The organism is Streptomyces sp. NPDC048636 (assembly GCF_040650655.1).
In the GTDB taxonomy this organism is placed as follows: domain Bacteria; phylum Actinomycetota; class Actinomycetes; order Streptomycetales; family Streptomycetaceae; genus Streptomyces.
Window position 1 is genome coordinate 60,152 of record NZ_JBEZHR010000024.1, and the last position, 19,448, is coordinate 79,599.

Below are 19,448 nucleotides of genomic sequence, written 5' to 3' on the forward strand. Positions count from 1 at the left end.
TACAGCCGGGCCGGTGCCAGGGCTATCGGTCACGCCGCCCCGCCTTCCGCAGCTCATAGGCACCGATCGCCCGCTTGGTGATCGCAGCCTCCTCGGCCGCCATCTCCGCCCCGATGTGGGCCATCGCCTTCTCCTCGTACCAGGGGCGGAGCTGGATCTGCGCCACGGGCATCCCGGTGGCCAGGAGCAGTGCGGTGCCCTTGCGCATGGCCCGGATGTCGGCCGGTTCCAATGTCTGCTCCCTCTGGTGATTCACCGACTGGGAGTGCCCGTCCTTGCTCTTGGTGTACGAGCCGCGGAAGACGTCGTGCTGGCCGACGAGGGTGGCGATGTCGGAGACGAAGCGCGGGTCGTCCACGCCCGCACCGATGACCTTCTTCGTTGCTGCTCCCCACATCGCGTCCATGCCCATCTCGCCCCAGGCTTTGGTGCCCTGGCGGTAGGACTGGAGGATCGTGTACGGGGTGATACCGCGGGATCCGAGGTGGCTGTAGAGGTCGGGCAGGTCGGCGATCTTGCAGATGTTCGCGGCCTCATCCAACACGGCGCGCATCGGCTCGGGCAGGCGGCCGCCGTACCGCTCTCCCGTCTCGGTCGCCGCGGTGAAGACCGCGTCAGTCAGTGCGGCGACCACCGCGGAGGAGGGTCCGCCCTTCTTGCTGAGCAGGTACAGCGTGTCCCGGCTCAGCGCGAAGTCCTCCGGTTTGAACTCGGGCCGGGCCTTGTCGGGCATCACCCACGCCAGCACCTTTTCGTCCCGCAGGGCGGACATCGCGGTGCGGGCATTCTGGAAGATGCCGCTTTGGGTCTCCTCAGCGATGTTGATGCCGCTGTCGACTTGCTCCGCCAGCACCGGTTCATGCTGGTAGAGGATCCGCATCGGAGCTTTCTCAGCCGGGTCGGACAGCCACTTCATCACGTCGCGCACGGTGCCGCCGTCGTGCCATGCGGCCCGGAAGTACCCGGCCAGCACGTCTCCGGCGGCCAGGGCCCAGAACGGATCGGCCGACTCGGACATCACCTGGGCCACGAAGTGGGACGCCAGCCGCTCGGCGCCCTCGGTGGTTTCGGCCTGCGCGATCATGTCCCACCACATGGCGCGCTCGCTCTGGGCCACTCCCTGGGTGTCCAGGGTCCAGGTCTGCCCGGCGCGGCCGCGATGGCTCACGGTAGCGGCGTAGACGTCGGGCTTGTTGGACGTCAGCAGCAGCGCGGCCGGAGCCTCTTCGGCGATCGGGATGGCCAGCGCGGTGGACTTGCCCGCCCGGGGGGCCATGATCGCAACAAAAGTGTCCTCGTCGGTGCCGCGCAGCTCGACACCGGACGGCATGTGGTTCCCCAGGAGGACTCCGCGGTCCTGCGGCTTGACCTCCTTGGGCTTGACGTTCTTCAGGGAGGCGCGCAGACGGCTCGCGGCACGCGCTGCCGGTTTGGGGGTCAGGTCCCGCATGTCGTGCAGGGTGGCCAGGTCGGACGCGTTGCGGAACCGCCGGAGAGCCGCCCATATGCCCCACACCAGGGCGGCGACCACGGCCACGTCCAGGACGATCGCGCCGATCAGGGAGGCGGTCTGCGAATGCGGCCACACCGCTCCCCAGTCACGCACCATCCGCAAGACTGTGAGCGGGGAAGCGGGGGCGGCGTCATCGCCGGTCACCAGGGCGCCGGTTGCCGCCCCGGTCCAGGTGGAAGCCGAGAGCACCACCGATCCCCCGAGGAGCACACCGCCCGCCACCCACGCGCGGTCGTTGTCCGTCATCATCGCAGCCCAGCCCCCTCGACGTCCGCCGCGGTGTTGTGGTCGGTGTGATACAGCCGCCGCTCGGTGGCGGTGAGTTCGGAGGCAGCGGCAATCCCCGGCCGCGTGCCGATCTTGATCAAATACTTGCCGCGGCCGGGGTGCACCTGGTTGGAAGAGGTGTCCAGCCCGGTGCTGGTCGCCGAGGACCACGAGGTGATCATCATGCGTTCCTGCTCGGTCAGCGCCCGCTTGCCGGTGACCCGCTGAAGCTCCTCGGCGCTGGACGCGCCGATCACCCAGGTGTCGCACCGGTCCATCAGGCCGCGCGCCTTGGCCCGGTCTTCCTCGCTCGGCAGCGACTCGGAGTCCAGCAGCGAGTGCGTGACATAGATCGTGACGTCATCCGTCGTCCGGTTCAGGCGGCTGATCGCGTCCATCGCGTCCACCAGACCCGGCCCCGACCTGAGTGCCCGCCACATCTCATCCATGGGCAGCACCAGCTTCCGCGACATCATGCCGATGCTGCGCGCACTGTCGACCGATGAGTACGCATACGCCCAGGTCGCGATCATCCCGGCGCTGATGACGTCATTCCCGCGGGCCCTCAGACCGGAGATGTCCACGCAGACCGCCGGCGCGTCCAGATCCAGCGGCGCCGTGGTCGGCCCGTCGAACAGGCCCTTCAGCGGGCCGTCGCACAGGTTGTCCAGTCCGGCGACCACGGACCGGGTCAGCTGCCGGTACGCGTCCCCCTCGGCGGCGAGCTTGGCCCGAAGCTCTTCCGGGGCCTGCCGGAGCACAGCGATCACGTCCGGGATGACCGGATCGGTCTTCGTGGCGTCAGCCGCGAGCTGCACCGCGGTGTTGAGCGCGCTGCGTTCGATCTCGTTGGGGGCCCGGCCCAGACCGTTCTTGGTGGACAGCAGGGCCCCCAGTGTCTCCAGGCGGCGGCCGTTGAGCACGTCGAGCAGCGCGGTCCGCTCGGCGGCCGCCAGGCTGTCCAGACGGTTCTTGAGCGGCCCGGAGTCCAGGGGGTTGAGGCGGCTCACCCCATCCCCGATGCTGACCACGCTGCCGCCGAGCTCACGCACCAACCCGGAGTACTCGCCCTTGACGTCGCCCGGCACGCACACCATGTAGCCGTAGGCGCTGTAGACCAGGCACATCCGCTTGACCAGCGCGGACTTGCCCGCGCCCGGCTGCGACATGACCCACACGCCCGGGTTGGTGGTCAACCGGCCCGTCCAGCCCGAGGGGTCGATGCAGACCAGCTCGCCGGTCAGCACGTCGCGGCCGACCGGCACACCGCGCGGCGGCAGCCCGGCCCCGAGCAGATGCGGGTACACCCCGCCCGCCTGGGTGGAGGGGCCGGTGTAGACCGTGCCCGCGTCCTCGACGGCGGCGCGGCCGCCGAAGCGGCCTCCCCAGCCCAGACGTCCGGCGAACCTGCGGCGCCTCTGCGCATCGTTCCGCCGCTCCGCCCGCCGTTGCGCGGATGTCTCCTCCGGCGAGGCGGGCATCCGCCGCGGCGAGATCAGCTTCTGCTGCTGCTTGCGGGCCATTCTCAGTCCTTCACCAGCGGGTTGTACCCCACCGGGATCCCGGCCGCGAACACTGCGGCCTGCGCGCCGTAGGCGTAGCGCATCCGGATTCCGCGGGTGGCCTTGAAGGCCCGCTCGATCTCCTGGCGGGCCTCGGGCAGGTCCTGGGTGCGGCGGGCGGTGGTGGTCACCATCAGCGTCCAGTCGACCACCTGCGAGCCGGAGGCGGCCTGAGCCGCAGCCTTCTCCGCCCGGGTGAAGTCTGCTTTCTGCGACCACTTCGCCCGCCCCTTGACCTGGGCGGTCGCCTCCGCGCGGTGGTGCGCGTTGCTGATCTCGCGTTCCAGGACCGCTTCGCCCTCGTGCGGATCCAGCACGCGGTAGGCCAGGGTCACCCTCCGCTGGTAGCGGCCGGGGCTGAGCAGGGGAAGCAGCACGCTGTAGGGGATAGGGCGGCGCGGCATCTCCCGCAGCACCCACGACACGCTCACGCCGCCGTCGTGTGCGTACTCCTCCCACCCGTCATCGGCGGCCACCGGACCGCACTCGCCCCAGGACAGCTCGGCCAGTTCCTCCTCGCGGGCGTGGAACGCCTCGGGGTCGTAGGCGGAGCGGACCAGGCGGCGGATGTCGACATCGGTCGCGCGCCGGACGATGTCGGTGCCCGTCCCGCTGAGGTCGAGCCCGTCCACGACCCGAAGGGCCTCGGCGACCTTGTCCGACAGCTCCTGCGGCGGGTTGGCGGTCGCGTTGGGATCGGCGGTGACGCTCATCCAGGGCGCGACCGACGCCGTGGCGTGGGGAGTCGTGCGCACCAGCTCGTCGATGATGTCCTGCGCCAGAGCGGGCGCGTCCGGGCTTTTGCGCGCCTTCACATCGTCGCCGAGGGCTTCGCCCGCGCCGGGGGTGATCTGGATGGTGACGCTGGCACCCTTGATCTGCTCATCGGTGCTCATGGCGTCCAGCACCGAGGACCAGGTCCGGATGCTGCTGCGCACGGCGTTGGTGGGGGCCATGAGGCTGCCGCCGGGAGCGAGCAGCGTGGAGATGGTCATGTGGCCGGTGACCCGGTCGTGCACCACCCCCACCGTCCGCCCGGTGGTCGGGTCATACGCCTTGATCAGGCTGGAGGAGGCTCCGACCCCGGGCAGGTCCAGCGCGTAGGGGTGGGGCAGCAGCAGCTTGCGGTAGCTGGTGATGTCAGCACGGGCCGCCCGGTTCCAGGACAGTTTGGCCCAGTAGTACGCCAGCGCGGACATGCCGTGCCGCCGGGCGGCCGCCAGCCCCGTCACCGCGAGGGTCAGCGGCAAGGTGACGACCAGGGAAGCGGGTTGAGCCATGGCGATCAGGCCGTCCGCCGCGAGGACACACGCCGCCATGATCGTGGCCCCCTTGGACAGGTTGCCGAACCCGTAGGACCTGCGGGTGCGAAATCCCTCCACCCGCAGGCCATCGGGCACCTCGTGAGCGGTCACCGCTCGCTACCCCCGCTTCCCATCTGGTCTGACGCACCCTGCGCCGTGTCGTTGATTCCGTCCAGGACCTGAATGGACAGCCCAGCCGCAGCACCGCTCGCCCCGCCCTGACCCGTCTGCTGCGCCGTTCCCGAGTCCGCGCCCGCGTCGGCCCCCTGCCCGGTGCCGGTCCCGGTGCCGGTCCCGGTGCCGGATTCGCCACCGCCACCGGCAGCGCCGGTCTGGCCGGGCACCTGAGCCGCGTTCCTTGACGCCTGGGCCGCGGCCGAGTCATCGCCGCCGGAGCTCTCGCCCGCGCCGCCTTGGTAGCTGCTGGGCATGCTCTGGGACAGCTGCTGGGCGCGGTCCACGGCGCTGGGCAGCGAACCGCCGCCGTCCGTCCCGCCGCCGCCCTTGCCGCTGCCGTCCTTCCCGCCGAGGTAGGACCCGACGCTACTGGCGGCGCCCAAGGCCCCGCCGGCGGAGAGTCCGGCGCCCACTTCGGCCCCCAGCGGGGCGAAGAGCTTGGTGAGAGGACCGGGAGCCAGGATCGACAACACCAGGGTCGCCAAGCCGCGCAGCCACTCGGACAGTGTGTGCGCGTGGCCGAACTGAGCGAAACCGGCGCACAGGATGATGGCCACCATCGGCTTGTAGATGATCACCACGAGGATCGACGTGATCAGTCGCGGGGCCCACTGCCGAGTGGTATCCCCGCCCACCCGGCCTGCGCCCGCGATGGGCAGCAGCAGGCACTGAATGGGGATGGCCGTCTGCCGCAGGAAGATCAGGACCATCTGCACCAGGCCGACCAGCAGCAGCACCGCGACCACGCCAAGCACCATGATCGGGTTGGAGATGCCCTTCGGGAGCATCACCGAGACGATCCGCTCGTACGCCTTCCCGTCGTCGGCGAACGTCTTGTTGACGATCCCCGTGGTGAAGGCATCCCCCAGCTTGAGCAGCAACGCGACGATGGTCAGGCCGATACCAGTCAGCAAGGCGTTCTGCACCCATCCGACCATGGCTTGACCTGCGTATTTGAGTTGGCCGGTCACGGCCATCTTGCCCAGCTGCCAGATGAGGGCGAACGTGGCGATGACCCAGCCGAGCCAGACCAGCATCCCCGCCAATGTCGCGTGTCTGGAGAAGAGTTTGGTGGCGGCTAGATCGAGTGATGGCCCCATGAGGGCCACGGTCAAGAGCGTTTTGACGATCCATTTGGCGACGTCCCGGCCTGCGTTGATGACATCACCCAGCAGGGAGTCCCAGACCGCGTCCCACGCCTTCTTGACGTTCTTCTCGGTGACCTTGCCGAGCTCCAAGCACAGGTCCGGACCGCCGAAGGCGTCGATGAGATCACTGACCGGCCCGGTCGCCATCTTGCATGCGAAGGCGGTTCCCAGGCCGATGGCACCAGGATCGTCGTCGGCGGCCGCCGACGGGGCTGAGACCAGAGCCAGGATTGCGGCCAGGGCGGCCAGCAGCGCGGCCAGCCGCCGCTTCACGATGCCTCCCGGATAGCGGTCCACCCGCCCTTGTTGAAGGCCACATCCCCAGGTGCCGCAATGGCGGGCATAGAGTCGGTCTGGGCCTCCTGAGCGGCCGCCGCCGTCGCAGCGGTGCTCACCTTCCAGTCCTTGTCCTCCCACTGACCGGCCAGCACGCTCCGGGCGTAGCTGCTCTTCTCCTTGTCGACCTCGTTGCCCTTCATCGTGACGCGGGACAGCAAGTAGACGCTGACCTCGTCGGCGCTCTTCTTGATCACCTTGAAGCCGATGACGTTCGACCGCACATACGCCCCTGCGGGAAGGTCTCCCTGACCGGAGATGCCCACCTGCTGACGCATCTGGGCATCCCGCTGCTTCGCACCCGCCCGGACCTTCGCCTTGTTCGCGGCCGTGTGGTCCTCCTTGGACATGTAGGAGTCGTAGATGCCCACCTGCTCGTCGACGACCGTCCGTCCGCCCTTGGCGTCCATCGCCGTGGAGGCCGCCAGCATCGCCACCGCGCCGTTTGTCGTGTGAGGGAAGCCGACGTCGTTCCCGTGACTGTCCGTCTTCTTGCCCCGCGGGAGCGACGCCCACCGCGTGGGCTCGCTCCAGTCGTCCGGCGGCTGGTAGCTCGGCCCCGGCTTCGGGGAAGCCGAGGCCGAACCCTCCTTGCCCTTCTCCTTGGGCCCGTCGGACTCCTCATCCCCGGTGAGGGCGACGTAGCCGGTCAGCCCGAGCATGAAGGCGGCGAGCGCGCTGGTGCCCACCACCATGATCCGGTTCTTCCTGGTCATCCGCGCCATCGCGCGATCACCCCGCGATGCCGTTGATGATGGTGATCAGAGAACCGGACAGCAGAAGCGCGGCGATCCCGCCGCCCATCCATTTGAAAGGCTCACTCCCACCCCCGTGCCGCGACTTGTCCGAGACGGCGAGCTTGTAGACGCCGAAGCCGACACCGCACGCGCCTGCGAGCGCCAGCAGCCACAGGCCGTATCCCAGAAGCTCCGACACGGTCCCGGACATCCCCGGGATCCGTGTCGGCTTGGCCCCCGGGATGAGCGGTTTCTTATCGTCATCCGCCAGCGTGATCCACAGCCCCAAGCGATCCATACTCATTTCCCTCCCAATCGGCGGCACAGCTTCGCGGCTGCGGCCTTCACGTCCTTGTCCTCCATTGCGGCATCCGCACCCTCGACCGTCCGCAGGATTGGCAGGTACGGGAGCTCGGCAACTCCGGCGACACGCGCCTGAAGAGCCCGGAATCGATACCGCGCTGCTGGCGCGGGCTTCACCGGAGCATCCGGGACCAGCACTAGCCACGGACGCGGGAGACCCGCGTGCCACGCCCTCAGCATCTGCTCCACCTGCACCGCGCCGTACACCGTGGTCTCCACGAGCAGCACCGGCTGGGCTCCGTACGGCACCGGCTCAGTGGAATGCAACAGCCGCGCGACACCAGACCCGTCAGAATCGAGCATCCGAGCGGCGACCACCATAGTGATGCCACGTCCGACTACCGGAATGCAGGCGTACCTAAGTCCAACTCCCCCGCCGCCCGGTCCCGTTGACACTCCGGGATCCGTAATCAATCGTCAATCTCCCTCCCCCCAATGCAGTATGAAGCCTATGGGGTCACTGAGACTAACGTGATTCCAGCACGGGGGTTGAACCGCATTTCGGCTGGGGGGAACGGGTGAAGATATTCAAGGGGTGCGCGCTCATCCTGGCGATGGGCGTAGCAGCCCTCTTCGGGCTGCTGGTACTCCTGATCGAAGACGAGAACAGCGACTCCACCGGCACGGGCAGCGGAGGAGACGGCAAAGGGCTGGCCGGAGTACCAGCAGAATTCCGCCCCTGGATACTCAAGGCCGACAAAGAGTGCAAACACGCCGAGGTATCCCCCGCGCTCCTAGCAGCCCAGCTCAACCGGGAATCCCACTTCAGCACCAAACGCTCCACCGAAAGTCCAGCCGGGGCCAAGGGCCCTGCCCAGTTCATGCCCAGCACCTGGGACACCTGGGGCCGCGACTCCGACCACAACGGCACCTCCTCCCCCTGGGACGTCGGAGACGCCGTCATCGCCCAGGGCCGCATGATGTGCTCCCTGACCGGACAAGCCAAGTCCTCAGGCATCACCGGCGACATCCGCCGCCTCGCCCTGGCCGGGTACAACGCCGGCTGGGGCGCCGTCGAAAAGTACAAGGGCGTCCCGCCTTACACCGAGACTCAGGACTACGTCCGCGTAATCCTCAGCTCCATGAAGAAGTTCCAGGCCAGCCCGGACCTGGAGGTCAGCGGCAGCGGCGTCGGCGCCGACGCACTCCGCAAAGCCAGCGGCCGCATCGGAACCCCCTACTCCTGGGGCGGCGGCAGCCCCAGCGGCCCCACCACGGGCTTCTGCGACGGCACCAACGGCTACCTGAACGGGAAGTGCTCGGCCTCCCACACCGTCGGCTTCGACTGCTCCAGCCTCGCCCAGTACTCCTACTGGCCAAAGGTCAAACTGCCCCGCACCGCGGACGCCCAGTTCGGCGCCACCGCCGACCACCCCGTCGCCAAGAAGGACCTCCAGCCCGGCGACCTCGTCTTCTGGAGCAACCGCAGCGGCTCCATCTACCACGTCGCCCTCTACGCCGGTCACGGCAAAATCGTCCAGGCCCCGCGCACCGGCCGCGACGTCGAGCTCACCAACCTCTCCACCGCCATGCCAGCCGCGGACTACCACGGCGCCACCCGCCCCTGACCGACTGTAGGGCCGCATTTGAGTTGGCCATTTCTCATCGTTCTGTCCGTCGCTTGTCCGTTTGGACAGAACGATGAGAAGCCACTCCTGTGGGTGGTGTCGAGTCCTGTACCCGCGCTTCGCGTCGTGGCACTGGATGACCGCGGCTGGCTCACCAGCCGACCAGAAAGCGAAGACTCCTGGCTCGGCCGCGCGCCCGTCGGCCGCGGCCCCGGACGACGCCGCACCTACTACACCCTCACAGCCGACGGACTCCGCGCCGCAACACACGAACTCCAGCACCACCGATCACGCCGCCCGAAGAACCGGACAACTTCATGAGAAGAATCGATGGACAACTCGATGAGAACCGAACGCAAAAGTCCAGGTCAGAGATTGTTGGCCGGACAACAAGTTCGAGAACCTACACCGACCCCACAACGACGTGTGCCACAGACCGCGGCGTCCGGTCTGCGGCACACGCGTGCGTCGGCTCTACCGGGTCTTGCCGCTCTTCGCAGCAGGCCCGGCCTCACGGTGTGCAGCCACCCCCGGCGTGGCCGGTGCCCCACCCTTCGCGGCCGCCTTAGTAGGGCCCACGCTCGGCGACGTCGCCCTCGCCGCCGCGGTGCTCACCTTCACCCGCGACTCCGTCGCCGCGTCCCCAACCGGACGGTGCAGGGCGTCACCGGCGGCCCGCACCAGCCGCTTCCCGACCTGGGCCGGGGGCCCCTCCCGCCAGGATGCGTCCTTGGCCAGACGGGCCAGGTGCTCGCGCACCGGCTGACGCTCCCTCTCCATCTGCGCCATCCGGGCTGCCACCAAAGGCCACTCACGGGAGGCCACCATCAGATCCGCCTCCCGCTCATGTCCGGGCATCGCCTCGCGCACCCATCGGGTGTACCGATTGTTCTCCTGCGGGGAGATGGCCAGCTGGTGCGTGAGCGCTCGCTCACGGTCGGACAGGTCGAGATCGAGCGGCAGGTCCAGCCCGATCGTCAACGGCCCGTACGACAGCCGGGCATCCCGGCTCATCGCCGGTTCCGCAGCTGCCCCGAGGCCCTGCGCCACCGTTTGGTCGACGGCCAGCACCTCGTTGTGCGCGGCCGCCAGGACCTCGCGCACGTTGACTCCCTTCTCCTCCAGCCGGGCCATCGTCGCGGCCATCTCCGGCCAGGCCGGAGAGGTCAGGATCGCTTCACGTACCGGCCCCGCCGGCAGTGTCTCGCGCACCGCCCGGACCCACTGGTCGGTGGTCTCCGACGCCTTCGCCGCGACCTGGTCGCGCACGTTCACCGCGATCTCGCCGACGCGCGGCAGGACCTGATCCAGGTCGACGCCCGCCTTGCGCAGGGCGAGCAGCTGCTGCGCGAGCTGCGGCCAGTCCGCCTCCTCCATCAGCGCCGCGGAGACGTCGGAAGGCAGCAGTCGCTGTACGTCCTTGCCGACCTCGTTCACCGCCTCCGCCGCGGCGGGAAGGTCGTCCTCCTTCCCCTTCTGCTTGCGCTCCTGGTGGCGTCGCGCGGCGTCCGCAATGGCCATGACCAAACGCGCCGCCATGACCGCGGTCTGCACCGCCTCGGCGGCGGACTCCGCGAATGCCTCCCCCGCGCGCTCCCCTGGTGTCGGTGATGTCATCTCGCGCTCTCCCCTCGTCAGCGGCCCCGCTTCGGGCCCTTGCGCTGCTGCTCCTCGCCGGGCGGCCGCCGTGTCTGCGACGGCGCCCCCTGCATACGAACCGGGGCGCTTCGCCCGGTGCTGCCAGCGGGCGCGGCAGTCGTGCCGCTGCCGGAGGCGGCGGCCGCCGAGCTGCGCTGCCGCTGCCATCCGTCCAGGCGCCATACAAGCACCTCGGCAACCGAGTCCGCTGAGTTCAATTCCCTGCGGGCCGCGACTGCTGCCAGGACGTCACCCGGATCGTCGCCCGCCTTCTCGACCTCGACTAGCCGGGCTCTCAGGGCGGGCCACGCCGGATCGGCCAGGATCTCCCGGGCGTGCTCGGGGATGGCGTCCTGGACGGTGCCGACCATCGGCCGGGCGCCCGGCGCCGTGGCCACGCGCCGCCCGGTCCCCGATCGGGTCGCGGCGCGCTCGGCTCGGGACTTGTACTCGCGCGCTGCGTGGACGCCGACGGTCACCTCAACTGCTTCGTGCAGCAGTCGTCCAGCCCGTCCGGCGGCCTCCGCCTGGGCGCGATGCTCCTGCGCCTGATGCCAGCGCCGGGATGCCTCCACGGCAGTCACCAGGGCCAGCAGAAGACCGAGGGCGGCAACCGCGTCGTTGCGGCCGACCGACGACACAGAGCGGGCGAGGACCTGGTTCGACTCCCGGTACAACTGCCGGGCCTGACCCTCCATCTGACGGGCGGCCGGAGCCCGGGACGCCCGCTCGTACTCGTACGCGGCCCTCCGCATCTGGCTGCGCACTAGGTACGGGGAGACGACGGCAGCAGTCACGATCAAGTCCCCGAGCGCGGCCACGTCCCCGGCGCCCTGGTGCAGCCCTCCCGCGCCGAGCTGGTCGGCGGCCGCGCGCACGCGCCGCTCCGCCTCCTGCCACATCTCCGCCGGTGCAACCGTCGGCACCATGACCGCTGTCGTCCAGCGTTCCCGCACGCGCGGCAGGGATAGATCGGAAGCGAGTCGGGCGCCAGGGAAGAACACCGCGCGCTGTCCTCCGTCACGGTCACCGGGCATGGCGACGGAGTATCCGGTGATGTTCCCGTCCGGTGCCACCCTCTTGTTCACGCGGACCCCGACCGTGGTGAGCCGGGCGAAGAAGTCGTCCTCGTTCACGGCGGCGGCCGCGGCCTGGCGGACCGTCCGCTGGAGCGTCTCCCGAACCGGCTCGGACAGCCCGCGCCGGACCGCCTTCTCCTGCTCTCCGGTCTTCGGCCACTTCCGCGCGGTCTTGTCGCCATGCTTCAACCGGCGCAGCCCGAACTCGACCTCGAAATCCCTCGCGGCCGCGTGCATCTTCGGGATGTCCTGCCGCAACCGGGGTTTCCGACCGTCCTGTCTCGCCTTCGTCGCGACGATGTGGATGTGGTCATCCGCGTGCCGGATCGCGACCCATCGACAGGCCTGGTCGTCGCCCTCCTTGGCGATGCCGGAGGCGTGCATCATCTGGCGCGCAACCCGCGCCCATTCCTCGTCCGACAGGAGCCGGTCCTCGGGCGCGTTGCGCACCGCGACGTGGTACACGTGCTCGGCCGGTCGCTTGCCGAGCAGGGCGTACACCGGGGCGTCCAGGACGAGCGCCAGGTCGGCGATCGTCATGTCCGGTGAGCGCGCCGGGTCCTCGACAAAGGGGTCGTCCCAGGAAGCCACCATGTGCGGGTTGGTGTGCTCGTCTCTCTTGCCTGGTCCGTACAGATAGTCAAGCAGGCCTTTGGTATCGGTGCCGTCTCGGGCCTTCTTCGGCATCACGAGCGCGGCCGCCGTTCGCGCATCACCTGGCGGGTGGCTTCGTCCATGCGCTGCATCGCCTTGAGGATCGCGTCAAGAGTGGCCGCGATCTGGTTGCCTGTCACAGTGCCGTCTGAGTTCAGGGCCTTCGCGATCTGGTTCACGTTGTTGCCGATACGTGAGGCCTGATTACGGGACTGGATGAGTTCGGCGACCAGGTCGCGGGCGTCGACCGAGACAGGAACGACTTTCTCCTTGGCCACCTTCAGCGCGGCGTCGCCGACCCATGCGGCAAGAGCCTGATTGTCGCGTGCGGCGGCCTCGCGGACGATCGTCAGCTCGGTGTCGGTGTAGGAGACCTTGAGGCGGTTGTCGCGACGTTCGTCGGGCTCGCGTTCGCGGTAGCGCGCGCTGCGATCAGAGGCGCGGCGCCAGCCGTCCGCTGCTGGTGGCTCCGCCACACCAGCCCCCTTCCCGATCCCCCGGTCCGTGCTCGGACCAAAGATCACCGGCCGCCCACAGTAGTGGGCCGAAAGCCGGGGATCACACAAACTGGGCCCAGTTTGCACTAACTCGCTTCCGGTGACTGAGGCCACCGGAAGCGCACACGGTGCACGTGGCCACCCGTCAAAAACCCCCAGGGCCTGCGATGATGCCCCCTCTCCGCAAGCCGCCGTCCGGGTCGTACCAGTACGATCACGGCATGGCGAGCGCACACGACATCATGCAGCGAATGAAGGAAGTCCAGTTGGCCCGCGAGGAGGCCTTCCAGCCGCTGGCGGAGATCCTGGCGAAGCGCGAGGACCTCCAGCGGCAGTTGGCGGAGACGGACGCGCCGTACGCCGAGGCGTTCGTCGCGGCGGAGGCGGCGGGCTGGACCGCGGAGGAACTGACGGGCATCGGCGCCGAGGAACCGGCGAGGCGCCCGAAGGGGCGGCCGCGCAGTCGGCGGACGTCGAAGAAGGAGACGCCGAGCAGGGCATCGGGCACTTCCGCAGCGGAGTCCTCGCAGACGCCGCCAGCGGCTTCGATCCCCGGACAGGATGGCGCCGGTGAGTCCGCGGCCGCCGGTGCCGGAAGCACCTCCGGCTGACCGACGTTGAAGGCAGAGAAGGGGCCCCACTGTGCGGGGCCCCTTCTCGTTGTGCACGCTTCCCTCCCCGGCCGGCGCTCAAGACGGCCGTCTACGAGCTCACCGGCGACGAGCTGCTCGCCGAGCTGCCCGTGCCCGTGCCGGTCGACGTCACCTGTCACGGGCTGTGCGCCCAGATCACCGCCCTGTCCCGTGGACAGCAGCGCACCGGGCACCTGTTCGTGCATTCCACGGTCAACGAGCACGCCAATGACACTCCCCGTGGGACAGCGGCGATCTCACGCACCAGGCGTACGAAGCGGCGTTCGGTCCGGTCGACGAGCGGTACTGGATCCCGGCCGCCGAGGCCGAGCGGCGCCGCCAGGTCCTCGACGCCCGGTACGCCTCCATCGGCATCGCTGACCGCGGAATGACAAGCGCCATCGACTACGCCGCGGCGTAGCCTCCGGCTCGGCTTCCGGCTCCGTCCTGGGCGGCGGGGCGATCCGGTCCGGCTCCAGCCCGACCTTGTGCGGGTGCACGCATGCCGGTGTCTGGTCGTCCAGGGTGTAGCGGAAGCCATCGGCCGGGTCGAACGGGCACTCCCACGAGGGGCGCGAGTACACCACGAACGCCTCGCGCGGCAGGCGCTTCGACGGGCAGATGCCACATGCCGGATGGTCCTCGCCCTGGGCGAACGGCCCGCTCATGACGGCACGGTAGCGGAGTCCCGGCACCCGCCGGGGCTTCATCGTGGGGTGGGTCAGGCTGCGGGGAACAGCTCCAGTTGTTTGGTCACCCGGCCCTCGGCACGCGGGACGAGCAGTGCCGCCGGGCTGGTGGCGGCGGCCTGCTCGTCCAGTCGGTAGAGCGTGGCCTGGTAGGTGGCCGTCGGCTCGTACCAGTCCTCTCCCTGGACGGCGGCAGAGACTGCGGCGCCCATGAAGGGGCTCACCGGGTCGGCGATCATCTGCGCGATGTTTCGCACGCCGCGGGCGCCCGCGCGGGTCGGAATGTAGGTCCACGGGTAGTCGCGGCGGAAGCCGACCAGGGCGCCGAGTTCGGGGGCGTTGACCGTGTTGGTGCCCTCGCCCTGGGGGACTTGGGCGGGGCGGAACTTGATGCCGTACCAGGGGGCGGTGACGCACGGACCGACATCGTTGAGAGGGAACGATCCGCCACCCTTGGGCTTGCCCGTCTCCGGGTTGATTCCGCGCTTGCCACGGGTGTCGGCCCACCAGTCAGCCGGGAGGTTGAGCGCGGTTGCGACGGTCACCTTCGGCAGGGCGGGGCGGCCCTGGTAGGGATCGATCCGGCGGTCGAGTTCCGGTGCCCAGTCCGGCAGTCGCCCGGTGCGCTTGAGGACATGCGCCCACATCGCGCGGGCCGCCTTGTCGCCGTCCACGTGATCGGCGTAGCGGGGCTCCTCGTAGCGGGTGGCGACCATCCACGCGCGTTCGCGGTGGGTAGCCGCGCCGAAGTCGGCGGCGTCCGCAACCTGCCACGAGCACCAGACCCAGTCGAGGCCCTCCACGCTGGTGATCTCGGACTGGATGGCTTCGGCCAGGGCCGGGCTCTGCTTGAGCAGGTTCGCGCTCTGTTCCATGGTGATGGACACCAGCGGGGCGCCGATCTGGACCAGGCACATCGGCCAGATCAGCATCTCGGCCATGAGCGCTGTGCGGTCGTCGGAGACCACGCTCGCCGCCCATGTCCGGAAGTCCGCGGGAGTCATGCAGGGGGGCAGGTGACCGCCGCCGCACGATTTGCCCCAGCCGTCGGCGTCGGGGTGATCCTCCATGCCGTCGATGACGTCGCCGAAGTAGTGGTGCGGGCCACCGTAGAGGCTGCACAGGTCGTCCACCTCGAGGAAGCCGAAGGCCTCGCTCGCCTGCCACATGATCGACTGGAGTTCGGAGATCTCGGCGGCGTTCCACCCGGCGCGCTTGCCCGCGCCGGAGAGGGTCTGGCAGGGCGGGGAGCCGTGGAAGCGGCGCACGCCCCGCAGGACGGGGTGACGTGGGTCGAGCGTGCGGATGTCCGCCTCGACCACCCAGTGTCCGGCCGCCCGGGCGGTCGCCGCGGCGTCGCGGTTGCACTCGATCAGAACCCAGTCGCCGCCGTCGTCCACCAGCGCCCGCCCGGCGGACATGCCGCCCGGGCCGCCGAAGGCCTCGATGCCGCGCTCCGGGTCGCCCTCGGCCCACGGCCGGGCCCAGTGCGGCGGGTAGGGGAAGGCGAAGTCGGTGCAGGCCTGGCAGTCTGCGCACTCCGTGCCGGTGCCGCAGACGATGCAGTGGGCGCACGTCCAGCCGTCCCACTCCAGCACCGCTGGCCGGAAGCCGTTCGCGTACGGGCGGCCGCCCTCGTCCGTCGCCACGCCGGAGACGTCGTTTCGTGCATGGGTGTCTTCCATGACCGGCCCTTGATCGTTGAGGTGGTTCGGTGTGGGCCCGGGGCCCGGTGCCGGGTGGGGATTCCCGCCCCCTTCCGACGTAACTAATACTCTCAAGTTTTTGGGTGTGGGTCAACTCCCGACACACCACAAAACCGCAGGTCAGAGGCTTCTTTGAGGGAATTTCAGGCAGTCTCGACCGGCCGCGCTCGTGCTCTTCGGGGGTTGGCTGGTGGCCTCCTATGACGGGTGGGCGGTGGCTGCCCACGGCCGGGCCGGGACGGTGCCTGACGACACGCTGCTCAGCCACGGTGATGCCGCTACCGACGCGGAGCGACCACGACGGACCCAGCCACTACGCGGCAGCAGATGCCCCCCCCCTCAGCCACAGACGGGCGGTACGGTCGCCTCACGCGTCCGCATCCGTGACGGCAGGGGTACGGCGCCCACCCCAACTCCACACCCCCAGACGGCCGACAGACGCCCGGCCACCCACCCCCCTCTCCCCGCCAGCCGCCTTTTCCAGCCCGAAGCACCCGCAGCCGCCCACGCTCCAGGCCACGGAGGCTTACAGACCCTAGGCGCGTGCGACACCACTCGGCCGCGGTTGCCCGCCGCCTGAACCCGCGCAGCGCCCGCTCCCTCTCACCATCAATTCACCTCTTAAGAGGTGAAGATGGGGCGGTCGGTGGAACGCAGATGGTCAGGGCGCCGGTCCGGGTCGCGCTGGCCATCATTGGCCGGGGGTCGTCTACTGCTGGTCCTGCTTGCGGGCCTGGGTCACGATGCGCTTCCAGGTGTGGGCGGATCCGCCGTAGTGCGCGGCGAGGTCGGCAGCCACTTCGCCGGGCTTCCGGTCAGGCTCGGCTGCCAGCGCCGCGGCGGCCTGCCGCACACGGGGGTCTGGCGTCTGGGCCTTGGGGTCGGGGCCGGACGGGCGGCCGCCGACGGTGCCGAGCCCCCCGGCGGGGTTGTCGGCGAACGCCCAGAGCTGGGCCCGGGTGCGGTACTCGCGGGTGCGCGTCGGCAGTTCCTCGACGCGGACCGGGTCCGGCCAGCCGGGCGGCGGGTTCTTGGCGTACTGGGTGATCCGGCTGGGGTTGACGCCGAGCACGCGAGCCTGCCCCGCTGGCGGGAGTTCCTCGTCCGGGTCGCCGCTGCGGTCCACCCCGGAGAGGTCGCGGGGCCGCTGGCAGTGCTCCTCGAACCACACGCTCCACACGTCCAGGTCCCAGTGCATGACGCCGTCGATCTCGTGGCACGCAGGGTGGCCGTTGGACTTGCGGTCGCGCCACAGCGCGCCGAGCGTGGCCCGGCTGTAGCCGCTGTGCTTGATCAGGTCCTCGCGGTTCGCCCACTGACGGCCGTCGACGGTCTTCACGGGGGTGCTCCTGGTGGTGTCGGTCGTGGATACGATGGTGACTGGTTCGGTTATGGGCCGTTGAGGGCCCTCGGTGGCCGGACCGCACGGCCCGGCGGGATTCCCACGCTTTTGCGCCCCGCCGGGCCGCTCGACTTCTGGCTCCGGGCGACTCCGGCCTCCTCAGAACAGGGTGTACTGCGCCTCGTCCGGTCCGACGCGTCGGCTTCCACGGGCAGTGCTGACCTCGTCCGAACAGCGGTCGGGGCCCGGCTCTACCGGCCCAGCTTCGGCCTCCACGGACGCCGCGGGCCCGGCGGGGATCGGACCATCCTTGAGGCAGGGGCACCGGCACCACCACAGGCAGGGCGCATCGTCGGCTCGGAGGATGAGCTTCGCGACGCCCCGCCCCCGGGTGTCACGCACCCAGTCGGTGTTGTCGTCCACGTGCGGGCCACCCTCCTGCCGGTGAACGCACAGATCGCAGCGGCCGGAACGGCAGTTCCAGCAGGTGCCCCGCTCGCAGTTGGCCCACCGGTTGAAGCCGAACGGATACTTCCGGTCGATCATCGTGAAGTACTCGGGCCAGACCTGCTCGCGCACCCAGGCGCCCTCGTCCTCGCTCATCGGCGACGGGTTGGGCACCGGGTCCACGATGCCCATGATCAGGGCGCCTTGGAGGTTGAGGGCGGAGGTGCCCCGTACGATCTCGCGCTCCTCCGGCGTGAGCGTGCGCTGCGGGCGGCGGATGACAGGGCGGGCGGCGGCGCTCGCGGTCTCGTTCATGCCAGCGGTAGGCCTGCCCGATGACTCGGTCTTCACCGATGATCACGGGGTAACGACATTCGACGTCCGGCTCTCCGACGCGGTACGGCAGGGCGGTCGTGATGGTGCTCATGCACATGCTCCTGATGAGGTTGTTCGGTGTGGGGCCCGGCGGGCGGACGGGATTCCCGCCCCGTCCGCCCGCCGGTCTGTACAGGCGCCGGTCAGCCGAGCGGGCCGACAAAGGCTTCGAGCAGGAAGTCCGTGAAGTCCTCGCCGCCCTTGGCCTCGAGGAGCCCGGCGTACAGCAGCGCGGCCTCCGACCGGATCAGCCACCGCACGTCGTACTGGTCGAGGAAGCCGTCGACCGCGTCGATGACGTCCTGGGCGTCGCTGTAGGACTCGTCGGCACCGAGGGTGTCCAGGAGCTCTCCGTCCATCCAGAGTTGGACCGTGAAGGTGCCCGCGTTCGCTTCACACCCGGGGCGCAGTTCGGCGTCCGCGTCGGGCAGGGTGATGCGGCCAAAGACGCTGGCGGCGCTGCTCATGTGGTTCATTCACTGCCTCCAGTTGAGGTTCATCGGTGTGTGTCGGCCGGGGATTCCCGCCCCCGCCCGCTCACGGGGTGATGACTGGTCAGGCCTGCTCGTCGGCGCCGATGGAGATCAGCAGGAGCGCCCAGTCCGGGCCGCCTTTGGCCTGGACGAGACCGGCGTAGAGAAGCGCGGCCTCCTCGTCGGTGACGGCGCGCACGCCGTGGTCGGCAAGAAAGGCGTCGATCGTCTCAAGCGGCTCGTCGGCGTACCGGAAAGTTTCGATCAGGCCATGGATGCCGCCGGGCTCACCGTTCTTCCAGAGCTGGATGGAGAAGGTGCGCAGCCGGGGGTCGAAGACAGGTCGCAGCACGACGGTGCCGTCCAGGGCGAGGCGGTCGAGATTGTCGAAGTTGATCACGGCAATTCCTTCGGTTGAGGTGGTTCGGTGTGGGCCCGGTGCCGGGTGGGGATTCCCGCCCCCTTCCGACGTAACTAATACTCTCAAGTTTTTGGGTGTGGGTCAACTCCCGACACACCACAAAACCGCAGGTCAGAGGCTTCTTTGAGGGAATTTCAGGCAGTCTCGACCGGCCGCGCTCGTGCTCTTCGGGGGTTGGCTGGTGGCCTCCTATGACGGGTGGGCGGTGGCTGCCCACGGCCGGGCCGGGACGGTGCCTGACGACACGCTGCTCAGCCACGGTGATGCCGCTACCGACGCGGAGCGACCACGACGGACCCAGCCACTACGCGGCAGCAGATGCCCCCCCCTCAGCCACAGACGGGCGGTACGGTCGCCTCACGCGTCCGCATCCGTGACGGCAGGGGTACGGCGCCCACCCCAACTCCACACCCCCAGACGGCCGACAGACGCCCGGCCACCCACCCCCCTCTCCCCGCCAGCCGCCTTTTCCAGCCCGAAGCACCCGCAGCCGCCCACGCTCCAGGCCACGGAGGCTTAC

At 69.7% G+C, this 19,448-nt stretch carries 17 protein-coding genes; 2 read left to right on the forward strand and 15 right to left on the reverse strand.

The features are described 5' to 3' along the window. Nucleotides 1-22: 22 nt before the first annotated feature. Genes AB0C66_RS35420 through AB0C66_RS35450 form a run of 7 tightly spaced genes read right to left on the reverse strand, consistent with a single transcriptional unit; the run spans nt 23 to nt 7,710 of the window. Nucleotides 23-1,762 carry a TraM recognition domain-containing protein gene (locus AB0C66_RS35420; RefSeq protein ID WP_362448545.1) on the reverse strand — a complete coding sequence of 580 codons (1,740 nt, stop codon included), beginning with the start codon at nt 1,760-1,762 and terminating at the stop codon, nt 23-25. Then, nucleotides 1,759-3,303 carry an ATP-binding protein gene (locus tag AB0C66_RS35425; protein ID WP_362448548.1) on the reverse strand — a complete coding sequence of 515 codons (1,545 nt, stop codon included), beginning with the start codon at nt 3,301-3,303 and terminating at the stop codon, nt 1,759-1,761. Before AB0C66_RS35425 ends, AB0C66_RS35420 begins: the two co-directional genes overlap by 4 nt. 2 nt (nt 3,304-3,305) lie before the next feature. Next, nucleotides 3,306-4,757, reverse strand: coding sequence for an SCO6880 family protein (locus AB0C66_RS35430; protein WP_362448551.1), 1,452 nt, complete (start codon nt 4,755-4,757; stop codon nt 3,306-3,308). Next, nucleotides 4,754-6,244, reverse strand: a complete 1,491-nt coding sequence (locus tag AB0C66_RS35435; protein WP_362448554.1) for a hypothetical protein — start codon at nt 6,242-6,244, stop codon at nt 4,754-4,756. The genes AB0C66_RS35430 and AB0C66_RS35435 overlap by 4 nt, the downstream gene beginning before the upstream one ends. Then, the gene (locus AB0C66_RS35440; RefSeq protein ID WP_362448556.1) at nt 6,241-7,023 is read right to left on the reverse strand and encodes a hypothetical protein; all 783 of its coding nucleotides are present in this window, start codon (nt 7,021-7,023) and stop codon (nt 6,241-6,243) included. Before AB0C66_RS35440 ends, AB0C66_RS35435 begins: the two co-directional genes overlap by 4 nt. Nucleotides 7,024-7,039: 16 nt before the next feature. Next, the gene (locus AB0C66_RS35445; protein ID WP_362448559.1) at nt 7,040-7,342 is read right to left on the reverse strand and encodes a hypothetical protein; all 303 of its coding nucleotides are present in this window, start codon (nt 7,340-7,342) and stop codon (nt 7,040-7,042) included. A 2-nt stretch (nt 7,343-7,344) separates the two neighbouring features. Further along, nucleotides 7,345-7,710: a hypothetical protein gene (locus tag AB0C66_RS35450; RefSeq protein ID WP_362448562.1), complete on the reverse strand. Its 366-nt coding sequence runs from the start codon at nt 7,708-7,710 to the stop codon at nt 7,345-7,347. Nucleotides 7,711-7,961: 251 nt separating this feature from the next. Between AB0C66_RS35450 and AB0C66_RS35455 the strand changes: the two genes are divergently transcribed. Then, nucleotides 7,962-8,975, forward strand: a complete 1,014-nt coding sequence (locus AB0C66_RS35455) for a bifunctional lytic transglycosylase/C40 family peptidase (RefSeq protein WP_362448564.1) — start codon at nt 7,962-7,964, stop codon at nt 8,973-8,975. A 474-nt stretch (nt 8,976-9,449) separates the two neighbouring features. Here the strand turns inward: AB0C66_RS35455 and AB0C66_RS35460 are convergent, their stop codons facing one another. Genes AB0C66_RS35460 through mobC form a run of 3 tightly spaced genes read right to left on the reverse strand, consistent with a single transcriptional unit; the run spans nt 9,450 to nt 12,822 of the window. After that, a complete protein-coding gene (locus AB0C66_RS35460; RefSeq protein ID WP_362448567.1) occupies nt 9,450-10,592 on the reverse strand; it encodes a hypothetical protein in 1,143 nt (380 codons plus the stop codon). A 17-nt stretch (nt 10,593-10,609) separates the two neighbouring features. Beyond that, on the reverse strand, nt 10,610-12,382 hold the full coding sequence (locus tag AB0C66_RS35465) for a mobilization protein (RefSeq protein WP_362448570.1): 1,773 nt from the start codon (nt 12,380-12,382) through the stop codon (nt 10,610-10,612). Continuing rightward, on the reverse strand, nt 12,379-12,822 hold the full coding sequence (gene mobC, locus AB0C66_RS35470; protein ID WP_362448573.1) for a plasmid mobilization relaxosome protein MobC: 444 nt from the start codon (nt 12,820-12,822) through the stop codon (nt 12,379-12,381). Before mobC ends, AB0C66_RS35465 begins: the two co-directional genes overlap by 4 nt. Nucleotides 12,823-13,064: 242 nt before the next feature. Between mobC and AB0C66_RS35475 the strand changes: the two genes are divergently transcribed. Further along, nucleotides 13,065-13,454, forward strand: a complete 390-nt coding sequence (locus AB0C66_RS35475; RefSeq protein ID WP_362448576.1) for a hypothetical protein — start codon at nt 13,065-13,067, stop codon at nt 13,452-13,454. Nucleotides 13,455-14,196: 742 nt separating this feature from the next. Here AB0C66_RS35475 and AB0C66_RS35480 read toward each other — a convergent pair. The 5 genes from AB0C66_RS35480 to AB0C66_RS35500 all read right to left on the reverse strand — a co-directional run bounded on the left by AB0C66_RS35480 (nt 14,197) and on the right by AB0C66_RS35500 (nt 18,907). Further along, a complete protein-coding gene (locus tag AB0C66_RS35480; RefSeq protein WP_362448579.1) occupies nt 14,197-15,849 on the reverse strand; it encodes a hypothetical protein in 1,653 nt (550 codons plus the stop codon). A gap of 730 nt (nt 15,850-16,579) precedes the next feature. Further along, nucleotides 16,580-17,209 carry a hypothetical protein gene (locus AB0C66_RS35485; protein WP_362448582.1) on the reverse strand — a complete coding sequence of 210 codons (630 nt, stop codon included), beginning with the start codon at nt 17,207-17,209 and terminating at the stop codon, nt 16,580-16,582. 162 nt (nt 17,210-17,371) lie between these two features. Next, nucleotides 17,372-17,974: a DUF6248 family natural product biosynthesis protein gene (locus AB0C66_RS35490; protein ID WP_362448585.1), complete on the reverse strand. Its 603-nt coding sequence runs from the start codon at nt 17,972-17,974 to the stop codon at nt 17,372-17,374. A gap of 203 nt (nt 17,975-18,177) precedes the next feature. Beyond that, on the reverse strand, nt 18,178-18,501 hold the full coding sequence (locus tag AB0C66_RS35495; protein ID WP_362448588.1) for a hypothetical protein: 324 nt from the start codon (nt 18,499-18,501) through the stop codon (nt 18,178-18,180). Nucleotides 18,502-18,589: 88 nt separating this feature from the next. Continuing rightward, a complete protein-coding gene (locus tag AB0C66_RS35500) occupies nt 18,590-18,907 on the reverse strand; it encodes a hypothetical protein (protein ID WP_362448591.1) in 318 nt (105 codons plus the stop codon). Nucleotides 18,908-19,448 lie beyond the last annotated feature (541 nt).

What these genes read in the sequence shown, in the direction of transcription:
- AB0C66_RS35420 (WP_362448545.1), bottom strand. Translation starts at nt 1,762, where the DNA reads ATGATGACGGACAACGACCGCGCGTGGGTGGCGGGCGGTGTGCTCCTC.
- AB0C66_RS35425 (WP_362448548.1), bottom strand. Translation starts at nt 3,303, where the DNA reads ATGGCCCGCAAGCAGCAGCAGAAGCTGATCTCGCCGCGGCGGATGCCC.
- AB0C66_RS35440 (WP_362448556.1), bottom strand. Translation starts at nt 7,023, where the DNA reads ATGACCAGGAAGAACCGGATCATGGTGGTGGGCACCAGCGCGCTCGCC.
- AB0C66_RS35445 (WP_362448559.1), bottom strand. Translation starts at nt 7,342, where the DNA reads ATGGATCGCTTGGGGCTGTGGATCACGCTGGCGGATGACGATAAGAAA.
- AB0C66_RS35450 (WP_362448562.1), bottom strand. Translation starts at nt 7,710, where the DNA reads ATGCTCGATTCTGACGGGTCTGGTGTCGCGCGGCTGTTGCATTCCACT.
- AB0C66_RS35455 (WP_362448564.1), top strand. Translation starts at nt 7,962, where the DNA reads ATGGGCGTAGCAGCCCTCTTCGGGCTGCTGGTACTCCTGATCGAAGAC.
- AB0C66_RS35460 (WP_362448567.1), bottom strand. Translation starts at nt 10,592, where the DNA reads ATGACATCACCGACACCAGGGGAGCGCGCGGGGGAGGCATTCGCGGAG.
- AB0C66_RS35475 (WP_362448576.1), top strand. Translation starts at nt 13,065, where the DNA reads ATGGCGAGCGCACACGACATCATGCAGCGAATGAAGGAAGTCCAGTTG.
- AB0C66_RS35480 (WP_362448579.1), bottom strand. Translation starts at nt 15,849, where the DNA reads ATGGAAGACACCCATGCACGAAACGACGTCTCCGGCGTGGCGACGGAC.
- AB0C66_RS35490 (WP_362448585.1), bottom strand. Translation starts at nt 17,974, where the DNA reads ATGAACGAGACCGCGAGCGCCGCCGCCCGCCCTGTCATCCGCCGCCCG.
- AB0C66_RS35495 (WP_362448588.1), bottom strand. Translation starts at nt 18,501, where the DNA reads ATGAGCAGCGCCGCCAGCGTCTTTGGCCGCATCACCCTGCCCGACGCG.